Below are 10,869 nucleotides of genomic sequence, written 5' to 3'. Positions count from 1 at the left end.
TACGTTCCGCGAGAGTAGGACGTTGCCGGGCAAATATTTATAAATGGATGCGATGAGCCGCACTCGAGACCTGTTAGGTCTCTTTTTTTTGTGATTTTTTAAGGTAGTCTATAGCCAGTTCCAATATTTCTAAAATGTAATTTCTCGTAAAAAGAATTGTTCTCTGATAATAATTCTATTCGAACAGATGGATATTGTGCTAATAAATAGTCAATTAGTGCTTTAGCATATCCTTTCTTTCTATGAGTCTTTGTAACGACGAGTTCTGTAATATATAATGTGACAGTTTCGTCTGTTAAGAATCTAGTATAACCAATAACCTCATTATTTACTTCTATTACAATAATATGAGATGTAATAAGCAATTGTTGGATTTTTTCAATACTGAATGTTTTCCAACCTTCTTGCTGAGCTATTTCATAAATAGATTGTATATCTATGTCAATTGCATTTCTAATAAACATTTTATTCACTCCTTTTTTTAAGTATATCTTATTTTAATTATTACAGGAATGACGTTGGACTTTATCATTGATATAATGATAAAGACTAAAAATTAAGAGGTAGCCTTATGAATATTAATGAAAAATTAAAATCTCTAAATGGTCTTGATGCCATTTCACTACATGTTCCAGGGCATCATAATCATACAATTGGTTATTTAGATGAAATAAATCTTGCTATGGATATGACTGAAATAACTGGGCTTGATGATTTGCATCAACCAGAATCTTGTATAAAGATGAGTATGTTTGAATTGAATAGGTATCCTGGTTATTATGGGCAGTATCTCGTTAATGGTACAACTGTTGGAATACTATCAGCAATTTATGCAGTGGCGCATTTAGATGGGGAAGTATTAATTCCTAGAAATGCGCATAAATCAGTATTTAATGCTTTGAATTTAACGAAGCAAGATGCTAAGTTTATGCCTATGACAATATCAGATAAGACGAATCAATATAATGGTGTAGCTTCATTAAGGGATTTAGATTTGAATCATATTAAATTAGCTATTTTTACTTATCCTAATTACTATGGTGAAACATTTGATATTGAAGAAAGTATTAAAATCTTAAAAGAACATCAAATTCCTGTATTGGTAGATGAGGCACATGGTGCACATTTTGGTATTAGTTCATATTTCCCTGAATCATCTATGACTTATGGTGCTGATATAGTCGTGCAGTCTTACCACAAGACATTACCGGCTTTAACGATGGGTTCTGTTCTATACATGAGAGAGGATTTAGAAATAAAAGAAAATATTCAACAGTATTTGAAGATGCTACAAACATCTAGTCCTTCATATCTCATTATGGCTAGTTTAGAAAGTGCAGAAAAATTTTATAAGCAGTTTGATGATCAAAGATTCAAATATAATAGACAAACATTCATTGAAACGATGGAGAATGTTGGATTTGAAGTGGGGAGTCTAGAGGACCCTCTTAAATTAATTGTTTCTTATAGAGGATTAAGTGGATTTGAAATTCAAAAACTATTTGAAGATGTGCATATCTATGTAGAGTTATGTGATTATAAATTTGTGTTATTAGTCTTACCATTATGGCATGAATCAGATAAGTTCCCATTTGAAGATATGATTGATCGCGTTAGAAATATTAAAGTGAATGTTGAGCATCAACTTAAAGAGGAAGTACAATTTAAATTACCATACGAAACAGATAGTACAATGTATAAATACAACGATATTGAAAAAACTAAAATGATGGACTTGAATACATCATATGGCTATATTGCTGCTGAAGATATTGTGCCTTATCCACCAGGTATACCAGTCATTTTAAAAGGAGAAAATATTCGTAAAGAAATAGTAGATTCTCTTTTACAATGGCTTGATAGAGGTGGTAGAGTGGAAGGTATATTAAACAAGCAAATCAAGGTAAAGGATGAACAATAAAATGGGACGATTTATTACGTTTGAGGGTCCAGAGGGTTCTGGCAAAACGACGGTTATACATAAAGTTTATGAAAAGTTAAATCAAGATTATGATATTTTACTGACTAGAGAGCCAGGTGGTATCAAAATAAGCGAAGCGATTAGAAACTTGTTGTTAGATAGTGATGATGACATGGATGAGAGAACAGAAGCATTGCTGTTTGCTGCTGCTAGAAGACAACATTTAGTGGAGAAAATATTACCTCAACTTAATAAAGGTGGAACCGTATTATGTGACCGATTTGTTGATAGTTCTTTAAGTTATCAAGGTTACGCACGTGAAATTGGGGTAGAAGAAGTTAAGGCAATTAATGAATTTGCGATTGATAACCTTTATCCTGATTTAACGTTATATTTTGATGTACCTGCTGAAGTGGGGTTAAATCGAATTAAAGATAATCAACGTAATGCAAATCGTTTGGATAAAGAAAAAATAGAATTTCATCACAAAGTTACAGATGGTTATAAAAAATTAATTGCTGAGTATCCAGATAGAATTAAAGTAATTGATGCCACGCAACCATTAGAAAAGGTTGTAGATGATGCATATTCTACGATAGTAAAATATCTGAAACAAGATTAAAATATGATATAATAAATAAAGAGGTGTTTAGATATGAAAATGGTAATAGCGATTGTCCAAGATCAAGATAGTCAAAACTTGTCAGAAGCACTTATAGAAAAGAATTTTAGAGCCACTAAACTTGCAACAACTGGTGGATTTCTAAGAGCTGGAAATACAACATTCTTATGCGGTGTCAAAGATGAACGTGTAGATGAATTATTACGTGTTATCGATGGAACTTGTGGTAATCGTGAACAACTTGTTTCACCTATCACACCAATGGGCGGTAGTGCGGATTCTTATATTCCTTACCCTGTAGAAGTTGAAGTAGGTGGCGCAACTGTATTCGTTATGCCAATTGAACAATTCCATCAATTTTAAGTACTGATGAGCTGCCGTTTGAGCAGCTTTTTTATTGCAAGGAGCGTAAAATATGCAATTAACCAAAGAGATTGATCATTTATTAAGTGCACAACAATTATCTCATGCCTATTTATTTGAGGGAGATAATATGTTTGAAATGAAATCTACAGCTTTTTATTTTGCTGAACAAATATTATGTGAATCAGAACAAAGTTGTGTGGTTAAAGTTCAAAATTTTAATCATCCTGATTTTGTATATATTCAATCAGATGAAACGACGATAAAGAAACAACAAATAGAAGAATTACTCAGAAAAATGAATCAAAAACCTATCGAAAGCCAATATAAAGTTTACATTATTGAAGCTTTTGATAAACTAACAGTACAGGGTGAAAATAGTATACTTAAATTTTTGGAAGAACCACCTCCAAATACAATTGCCCTGTTACTGACAACCAAGAAAGATCAAATATTGCCAACTATACATTCAAGATGCCAACTTGTTCATTTTAAACCTGCATCTAAAGAAAATTATATAGAAGAATTAAAACTGTCTGGTATTTCTTCTGCAATTGCGCATACATTGAGTTTTGTTACTTCTGATAAAGAAGAAGCACTTGCTCTTACAGAAGAACAATTATTTGTACAGCTTAGAAAAACTGTAACGAAACTTGCTGAATTGATGGTAAAAGATACACAGATGGCAATGATTTATTTGATCGATTGCATAAAAATTGCTAATACACGCCCGTTGCAGCAATTATTTTTAAATAGCTTGAATGCTTATTTTCAAGATTTATTACATGCCAAAATTCAAATAGATACGATAAAGGCATATCCAGATTTAGAAGTGGAAATTAGAGAGATCAGTCAATATTTATCTTTAAATGACATTTCGAATTATATACAAGTTATAACGGAAGCAAACCGTAAATTAGCACAAAACGTTAATGCAACGTTAGTATTAGAACAAATGGTTATAAATGGGAAGAGGTGATTAAATGTATGAAATAATTGGTGTTCAATTCCAAAAAGCTGGGAAGAAAGAATATTTCTCACCAAATGGGGAACGTTTCAAAGAAAATGACTTAGTTGTCGTTGAATCTAAACGTGGTATTGAACTTGGTAAAGTTAAATTAACAAATCGCCATGTAGGTAAAGATGATGTTGTCTTACCATTGAAAGAAGTTATCCGTCATGCAACAGAAGCTGATATTCAAAAATATCAAGATAATTTAAAGGATGCAGACCATGCTTTAGCTTTATGTAAAGAGTTGGTAGCGACTCACGAGCTTGATATGCGACTTGTTAATTGTGAATATACATTAGATAAAAGTAAAGTCATCTTTAATTTTACAGCTGATGATAGAATAGATTTCAGAACTTTAGTAAAATCTTTAGCTTATGAATTAAAAACACGAATTGAGTTACGACAAATTGGTGTGAGAGACGAAGCGAAATTACTTGGCGGTATTGGTCCATGTGGTCGTTCGTTATGTTGTTCAACATTTTTAGGTGATTTTGAACCTGTTTCAATCAAAATGGCTAAAGATCAAAACTTATCATTAAATCCAACTAAAATATCAGGTGCTTGTGGTCGTTTAATGTGTTGTTTAAAATATGAAAATGACTATTATGAAGAAGTTAGAAATGAATTGCCTGATATTGGTACAACTGTTGTCACGCCAGAAGGTGACGGCAAAGTTGTCGGATTAAATATTTTAGATATAACAATGCAAGTTAAAGTGAAAGGTTTCGAACAACTCTTTGATTATAAACTTGATGAATTACTTGAAGTCCATTCATAAGGGAGGATTATATTGTGAATAGGGACGAGTTGTTTGAAACGATTATGACATTAGAGAATGAACTTAAGCAAATTAATGAACATATGGAAAAGTTGAAAAACCAGGCAGTTGAATTAGTCGAAGACAATGTTGCCCTTCAAATGGAGAATGAAAGTTTGAAGCGTGTAATGGAAACAAGTGAAGACAATCAACAGAAAAAGCCAAACAAGAAATTAAAGCCACTTCAAAGTAAAGATAACTTAGCAATGTTATATCATGAAGGTTTTCATATTTGTCGAGGAGAATTGTTTGGTAAACACAGACAAGGACAAGATTGTTTATTTTGTTTAGAAGTGTTGAATAGATAATAAGAAAATCAGGCATGCTATATGCCTGATTTTTTTAAGTGAGGTGTTTAAATGTTGAATTCGGGAGAAAGACTCGACCAATTATTAAGAGAAGAATTTGAAATTATTCAAAATGATGATGTGTTTTCATTTTCAACAGATGCATTGTTATTAGGAGATTTTACAAAGGTACGAAATAAAGATAAAGTAATGGATTTATGTTCTGGTAATGGCATTATTCCTTTGTTATTGGCACACAAATCTCAAGCTAGAATTGAGGCGGTAGAAATTCAAGAGGCTTTAGTGGATATGGCTGAACGAACGATATCTCATAATCAGTTAGAAGACCAAATATCTATCAGACAAATGGATTTAAAGAATGTATCAACCTCATATCATCCTTCAACATTTGATGTTGTAACCGTAAACCCACCTTACTTTAAAGAAAATCAACAAATGCAACATCAAAAGGAAGCACATAAAATTGCGAGACATGAAATATACTGCACATTAGATGATGTTTTAAAAGCAAGTAAGCATTTGTTAAAGCAAGGTGGTAAACTTGTAATGGTCCATAGAGCGGAAAGACTGATGGATGTCTTAAGCGCATTTCGACAATATAAAATCGAACCTAAAAGATTAAGAATGGTATATAGCACACCTAATAAGAAAGAAGCGGTTACGATTTTAGTTGAAGGTAGAAGTGGTGGTCAAGCAGGATTGAAAGTTGAACAACCATTTTATATTTATGATGAGAATGGAGATTATTCAAAAGAAATGAAGGTTGTATATTATGGCTAACCATTATACATATATATTAGAGTGTAAGGATCAAACGTTATATACTGGTTATACGACAGATTTAGACAGAAGGTTAAAAGTCCATAATGAAGGTAAGGGTGCTAAATATACTAAAGTTAGACGCCCTGTTAAACTTGTATATCATGAGACATTCGATAATAAATCCGAAGCTTTAAAACGAGAATATGCTTTAAAACAGTTAAGTAGAAAACAAAAATTAGCGCTTATTAAGGAGGGGTAGTATGTCTATATTATATTTAGTAGGAACCCCAATCGGAAATTTAGAAGATATCACTTATCGTGCGGTTAGAATGTTAACAGAAGTCGAATATATCTTTTGTGAAGATACACGTGTTACAGGCAAGCTTTGTCAGCATTATGAAATACAAACGCCTCTTAAGTCTTATCATGAACATAATAAAGATAAGTCTTCTGAGCAAATATTGAGGTTATTAGAGGAGGGCAAAGATATTGCGCTCGTTTCTGATGCAGGCTGTCCTTGTATAAGTGATCCTGGTTATGAACTTGTGAATCAAGTTAGGGATAATGGTTATCGTGTTGAAACGATTCCTGGACCTAATGCGGCAATTACGGCATTAATGACAAGTGGATTACCATCATATAAATTTGTGTTTCTAGGATTTTTACCTAGACATGCGAAAGAAAAACATGATGTATTGGAAAAATGGATGACGAGAGAATCAACATCTATGATTTATGAGTCACCCTATAGAATTAAACAAACGGTACAAGCAATAGCTGAAATTGATCCTGAAAGAAAAGTGGCAATCGGAAGAGAACTTACTAAGAAATTTGAACAAGTGGAAACGAATCAAATAAAGGTTATTGAAGAAATGTTATCAGATGAGCGTATACCTCAAAAAGGAGAGTTCGTCATCTTGATTGAAGGTGTCGATGAATCGACACAAGTTGATAATTGGTGGGAAGACTTGGATCTCGTTCAACATGTCGAAATTTATATAAATGAACATCAAATGAGATCTAAAGATGCTATCAAACAAGTAGCGGTAGATAGAAAAATGAAAAAAAGAGATGTATACGAAGCGTATCATATTGACGAATAAACAAAAAAAGGAAATTTAAAGTACATCGTTTACTTTAAATTTCCTTTTTTTATATGCAGCTTTTATTATTTTGATTTTTTCTCAATCTCGTTAATTAGTTGCTGAGCGCCTTCTTTACTTAAGACAATTTTACCATCAGCTAAAACAAAATTGTCTTCAGAAACATCTCCAGTAACTTGACAAGTCATGTTAGGTGAGTATTTCTTTAAGATAATTTTATCGTCATCTGTATAAATTTCTAAAGCATCTTTCTCAGCAATGTCTAATATGCGTCGTAATTCGATAGGAATTACTACACGGCCTAGTTCATCTACTTTACGCACGATTCCAGTTGATTTCATCTTTTTACCTCCGTTTAATAAAACCATAATTATCTAATTCGACATTCATTCGACAATTATATAAATAGTATACTAATATGAATTGAAGAAAATGTCAATAAAACAATATATTGCATACGTTTAATTTTTGAAATATAAAACAATTGTTATCTCTATACCATAATCAGGTAATATTGAAAAAATGCTTAATTTTCGGTATATTATATAGATAAGATATTAGGAGGAAACGCTGATGACGAAAGAGACTTTTTACATTACGACACCGATTTATTATCCGAGCGGGAATTTACACATAGGTCATGCGTATACTACGGTTGCTGGTGATGTAATTGCTAGATATAAACGGTTACAAGGCTATGATGTTCATTATTTAACTGGTACAGATGAACATGGTCAAAAAATACAAGAAAAAGCTAAAGAAGCAGGCTTATCTGAAATAGAATATTTAGATGGCATTATTAAAAGTATCCAATCTTTATGGAAAAAATTAGACATCTCTAATGATGATTTTATTCGAACTACTGAAGAAAGACATAAACAAGTTGTCGAAAAAGTCTTCGAAAAGTTATTAGCACAAGGTGACATATACTTAGGTGAGTATGAAGGTTGGTACTCAATACCAGATGAAACATATTACACAGAAACACAACTTGTCGATCCAGTTTATGAAGATGGCAAAATCGTCGGTGGTAAGAGTCCTGATTCAGGTCATGAAGTAGAACTTGTGAAAGAAGAAAGTTATTTCTTTAAATTAGATAACTATGCTGATCGTTTACTTAAATTCTTCGATGAAAATCCGGAATTCATTTTACCAATTTCTCGTAAGAATGAAATGATCAACAACTTTATTAAACCAGGTCTAGAAGATTTAGCGATTTCTAGAACGACTTTTGATTGGGGTATTAAAGTACCTTCTAATCCTAAACACGTTGTGTATGTATGGATTGACGCACTTGTGAACTATATTTCTGCGTTAGGTTATTTATCAGATGACGACACGCTATTTAAAAAATATTGGCCAGCAGATGTGCATTTAATGGCTAAAGAAATTGTTCGATTCCATTCAATTATTTGGCCAATCTTATTGATGGCTTTAGACTTACCTTTACCTAAACGTGAATTTGCTCACGGTTGGATCTTGATGAAAGACGGTAAAATGAGTAAATCTAAAGGTAATGTTGTCGATCCGAACGTCTTAATTGATAAATACGGCTTAGATGCAACAAGATACTATCTCATGAGAGAATTACCATTTGGCGCAGATGGTGTATTTACGCCTGAAGCATTCGTTGAAAGAACAAATTACGATTTAGCTAATGACTTAGGTAACTTAGTAAATCGTACAATAGCAATGGTTAATAAATACTTTAATGGCGTACTTCCTAAATATAAAGGCAAATTACACCCATTAGATGAAGAGATGGAACAAATGGCTTTAGATACTAAAGATAAATTCTATTCAGCAATGGAAAATATGCAATTCTCAGTTGCTTTAGCAGAAGTTTGGAAGTTGATTAGTCGTACAAACAAATATATTGATGAAACAACACCATGGGTATTAGCTAAAGATGAAAATGAACGTGAAATGCTAGAAAATGTCATGATTCACTTAGTTGAAAACATTAGATTTGCAGCGGTATTATTACGTCCATTCTTAACACATGCACCATATGAGATTTTCCGTCAATTAAACTTAGAAAAAGGTAAACTTGATACATTTGAAAGTATCGAACAATATGGCGCTATTGATCAAGATATCAAAGTGATTGAAAAGCCTGAGCCTATTTTCCCTAGATTAGATGTAGAACAAGAAGTGGCGTTCATCAAAGATTCTATGCAAGGTGGAACGACTGCAGAATCATCTGAAGAAGAAGCTGAAACTGCTGAGGAAGAAGTAGTACCATCTAAACCAGAAATCACAATTGATCAATTTGATAAAGTAGAAATCAAAGCTGCTACTGTTACAGGTGCAGACTATGTGAAAAAATCAGATAAACTTTTAAAAATAAAAGTAGATTTAGGTAACGAAAAGAGACAAATTGTTTCAGGTATAGCTGAATTTTATAAACCTGAAGATATTGTAGGTAAAAAAGTAGCAGTCGTTACGAACTTAAAACCAGTCAAATTACGTGGTGAATTATCAGAGGGTATGATTTTATCAGCTGAGAAAGACGGCACACTTACTTTAGTAGGTTTACCAAATGCAATACAAAACGGATCTATCATTAAGTAAAGTAATGAAAGGAAGATTCGAATGTTAATAGATACACACGTCCATTTAAATGCGGATCAATACGATGAAGATTTACAAGAAGTAATCGATCGAGCTTTGGAAGAAGGTATCGATAGAATGTTCGTTGTTGGTTTCGACACGAACACGATTGAAAGAACAATGAAATTAATAGACCAGTATGATTTTATATATGGCATTATAGGTTGGCATCCTGTTGATGCAATTGATTGTACGGAAGAACGTCTACAATGGATTGAAGAATTGTCTAAACACCCAAAAATCATCGGTATAGGTGAGATGGGATTAGATTATCACTGGGACAAGTCACCTAAAGATATCCAAAAAGAAGTATTTAGAAAGCAAATCGCATTAGCTAAACGTGTTCAACTACCGATTATTATTCATAATAGAGAAGCAACTCAAGATTGCGTTGATATCTTAAAAGAAGAAAATGCAAGTGAAGTTGGCGGCATTATGCATAGTTTCAGTGGCTCAAACGAAATAGCTGATGAAATACTCAAAATGAATTTCTATATTTCATTGGGTGGACCTGTCACGTTCAAAAATGCGAAACAACCAAAAGAAGTAGCTCAACATGTACCATTAGATAGATTACTCGTTGAAACAGATGCACCATACTTATCACCTCACCCTTATAGAGGGAAAAGAAACGAACCTGCGCGTGTAAAACTTGTTGCAGAACAAATTGCTGAATTGCGTGGTATTTCTTACGAGGAAGTATGTAAAGCTACTACAGAAAATGCTGAAAGATTATTTAAATTATAAAATATGATGCCCCAAAACGGTTGTTTTGGGGCATCTTTAAAGAAGGAAATGAATATGAAGATAAACGAATTTGTTGTTGTTGAGGGACGCGATGATACAGTTAATGTTAAAAGAGCAGTAGATTGCGATACGATAGAAACAAATGGCTCAGCAATATCAAAAGAAACACTAGAAGTTATAAGACAAGCGCATGAAAAACGTGGTGTCATTGTATTAACTGACCCAGATTTCCCAGGTGATAAAATTAGAAATACAATCAAGCAGTATATCCCTAGTGTGAAACATGCTTTTATACAAAGAGATAAAGCTAAAAATAAAAGAGGTAAAATAGGCGTTGAGCATGCCTCAATTGAGACAATTAAAGATGCTCTTACAAATGTAAGTTCTCCATTAGAAGCGGACATTGAAACAATTGATAAAGCAGTCTTAATTGACCTTGGATTAATTATAGGACCTGACGCTAGAAGAAAACGCGAAATACTATGCAGTAAATTAAATATTGGCCATTCAAATGGCAAACAATTGCTAAACAAATTAAATGCCTTCGGTTATACTGAGAAAGATGTAAAAGAAGCACTGGGATATAAAGAGGAGTGACACG

General features: G+C 32.8%; 14 protein-coding genes. 12 read left to right on the top strand and 2 right to left on the bottom strand.

Annotation, left to right across the window (positions count from 1 at the left end; translation table 11 throughout):
• Positions 1–98: 98 nt before the first annotated feature.
• Positions 99–464, bottom strand: coding sequence for a GNAT family N-acetyltransferase (locus tag LQ617_RS15365; protein ID WP_239740764.1), 366 nt, complete (start codon positions 462–464; stop codon positions 99–101).
• Positions 465–571: 107 nt separating this feature from the next.
• On the opposite strand from LQ617_RS15365, the gene LQ617_RS15360 reads away from it, so the two are divergent.
• The 9 genes from LQ617_RS15360 to rsmI are packed head-to-tail and all read left to right on the top strand — an operon-like array spanning position 572 to position 6,908.
• Positions 572–1,921, top strand: a complete 1,350-nt coding sequence (locus tag LQ617_RS15360) for an aminotransferase class I/II-fold pyridoxal phosphate-dependent enzyme (protein WP_239740763.1) — start codon at positions 572–574, stop codon at positions 1,919–1,921.
• A gap of 1 nt (position 1,922) precedes the next feature.
• Complete coding sequence (gene tmk / locus LQ617_RS15355; protein ID WP_025905588.1) at positions 1,923–2,543, top strand: dTMP kinase; 621 nt, start codon at positions 1,923–1,925, stop codon at positions 2,541–2,543.
• 33 nt (positions 2,544–2,576) lie between these two features.
• Positions 2,577–2,906, top strand: coding sequence for a cyclic-di-AMP receptor (locus LQ617_RS15350; protein ID WP_025905587.1), 330 nt, complete (start codon positions 2,577–2,579; stop codon positions 2,904–2,906).
• Between the two features lie 52 nt (positions 2,907–2,958).
• On the top strand, positions 2,959–3,885 hold the full coding sequence (locus tag LQ617_RS15345; protein ID WP_239740762.1) for a DNA polymerase III subunit delta': 927 nt from the start codon (positions 2,959–2,961) through the stop codon (positions 3,883–3,885).
• Between the two features lie 4 nt (positions 3,886–3,889).
• Positions 3,890–4,696, top strand: a complete 807-nt coding sequence (locus LQ617_RS15340; RefSeq protein ID WP_037590307.1) for a PSP1 domain-containing protein — start codon at positions 3,890–3,892, stop codon at positions 4,694–4,696.
• A gap of 14 nt (positions 4,697–4,710) precedes the next feature.
• A complete protein-coding gene (gene yabA / locus LQ617_RS15335) occupies positions 4,711–5,043 on the top strand; it encodes a DNA replication initiation control protein YabA (protein WP_025905584.1) in 333 nt (110 codons plus the stop codon).
• Positions 5,044–5,094: 51 nt separating this feature from the next.
• Positions 5,095–5,823, top strand: coding sequence for a tRNA1(Val) (adenine(37)-N6)-methyltransferase (locus tag LQ617_RS15330; RefSeq protein ID WP_239740761.1), 729 nt, complete (start codon positions 5,095–5,097; stop codon positions 5,821–5,823).
• Positions 5,816–6,064, top strand: a complete 249-nt coding sequence (locus LQ617_RS15325) for a GIY-YIG nuclease family protein (protein ID WP_126476452.1) — start codon at positions 5,816–5,818, stop codon at positions 6,062–6,064. The genes LQ617_RS15330 and LQ617_RS15325 overlap by 8 nt, the downstream gene beginning before the upstream one ends.
• A gap of 1 nt (position 6,065) precedes the next feature.
• Positions 6,066–6,908 (top strand): 16S rRNA (cytidine(1402)-2'-O)-methyltransferase, encoded by an 843-nt coding sequence (gene rsmI, locus LQ617_RS15320; protein WP_239740760.1) that lies wholly within the window; start codon positions 6,066–6,068, stop codon positions 6,906–6,908.
• 65 nt (positions 6,909–6,973) lie between these two features.
• Here the strand turns inward: rsmI and LQ617_RS15315 are convergent, their stop codons facing one another.
• Positions 6,974–7,249, bottom strand: coding sequence for an AbrB/MazE/SpoVT family DNA-binding domain-containing protein (locus tag LQ617_RS15315; protein ID WP_025905580.1), 276 nt, complete (start codon positions 7,247–7,249; stop codon positions 6,974–6,976).
• A 232-nt stretch (positions 7,250–7,481) separates the two neighbouring features.
• On the opposite strand from LQ617_RS15315, the gene metG reads away from it, so the two are divergent.
• Genes metG through rnmV form a run of 3 tightly spaced genes read left to right on the top strand, consistent with a single transcriptional unit; the run spans position 7,482 to position 10,865 of the window.
• The gene (gene metG / locus LQ617_RS15310) at positions 7,482–9,482 is read left to right on the top strand and encodes a methionine--tRNA ligase (protein ID WP_204259031.1); all 2,001 of its coding nucleotides are present in this window, start codon (positions 7,482–7,484) and stop codon (positions 9,480–9,482) included.
• 21 nt (positions 9,483–9,503) lie between these two features.
• Entirely contained in the window at positions 9,504–10,268 is a 765-nt protein-coding gene (locus LQ617_RS15305; RefSeq protein WP_025905578.1) for a TatD family hydrolase, read from the top strand.
• A gap of 54 nt (positions 10,269–10,322) precedes the next feature.
• Complete coding sequence (gene rnmV / locus LQ617_RS15300; protein WP_239740759.1) at positions 10,323–10,865, top strand: ribonuclease M5; 543 nt, start codon at positions 10,323–10,325, stop codon at positions 10,863–10,865.
• The last annotated feature ends 4 nt before the right edge of the window (positions 10,866–10,869 follow it).

The organism is Mammaliicoccus sp. P-M59, from assembly GCF_022386135.1.
Classification (GTDB): Bacteria; Bacillota; Bacilli; order Staphylococcales; family Staphylococcaceae; genus Mammaliicoccus; species Mammaliicoccus sciuri_A.
This window is presented reverse-complemented; position numbering and strand designations above follow the sequence as displayed.

Bases quoted from the DNA above. Each gene is read 5' to 3' on its own strand.
- tmk (WP_025905588.1), top strand. From the start codon at position 1,923: ATGGGACGATTTATTACGTTTGAGGGTCCAGAGGGTTCTGGCAAAACG.
- LQ617_RS15325 (WP_126476452.1), top strand. From the start codon at position 5,816: ATGGCTAACCATTATACATATATATTAGAGTGTAAGGATCAAACGTTA.
- LQ617_RS15330 (WP_239740761.1), top strand. From the start codon at position 5,095: ATGTTGAATTCGGGAGAAAGACTCGACCAATTATTAAGAGAAGAATTT.
- LQ617_RS15315 (WP_025905580.1), bottom strand. From the start codon at position 7,249: ATGAAATCAACTGGAATCGTGCGTAAAGTAGATGAACTAGGCCGTGTA.
- LQ617_RS15345 (WP_239740762.1), top strand. From the start codon at position 2,959: ATGCAATTAACCAAAGAGATTGATCATTTATTAAGTGCACAACAATTA.
- metG (WP_204259031.1), top strand. From the start codon at position 7,482: ATGACGAAAGAGACTTTTTACATTACGACACCGATTTATTATCCGAGC.
- LQ617_RS15305 (WP_025905578.1), top strand. From the start codon at position 9,504: ATGTTAATAGATACACACGTCCATTTAAATGCGGATCAATACGATGAA.
- LQ617_RS15350 (WP_025905587.1), top strand. From the start codon at position 2,577: ATGAAAATGGTAATAGCGATTGTCCAAGATCAAGATAGTCAAAACTTG.
- LQ617_RS15365 (WP_239740764.1), bottom strand. From the start codon at position 464: ATGTTTATTAGAAATGCAATTGACATAGATATACAATCTATTTATGAA.
- LQ617_RS15360 (WP_239740763.1), top strand. From the start codon at position 572: ATGAATATTAATGAAAAATTAAAATCTCTAAATGGTCTTGATGCCATT.
- LQ617_RS15340 (WP_037590307.1), top strand. From the start codon at position 3,890: ATGTATGAAATAATTGGTGTTCAATTCCAAAAAGCTGGGAAGAAAGAA.
- rnmV (WP_239740759.1), top strand. From the start codon at position 10,323: ATGAAGATAAACGAATTTGTTGTTGTTGAGGGACGCGATGATACAGTT.
- rsmI (WP_239740760.1), top strand. From the start codon at position 6,066: ATGTCTATATTATATTTAGTAGGAACCCCAATCGGAAATTTAGAAGAT.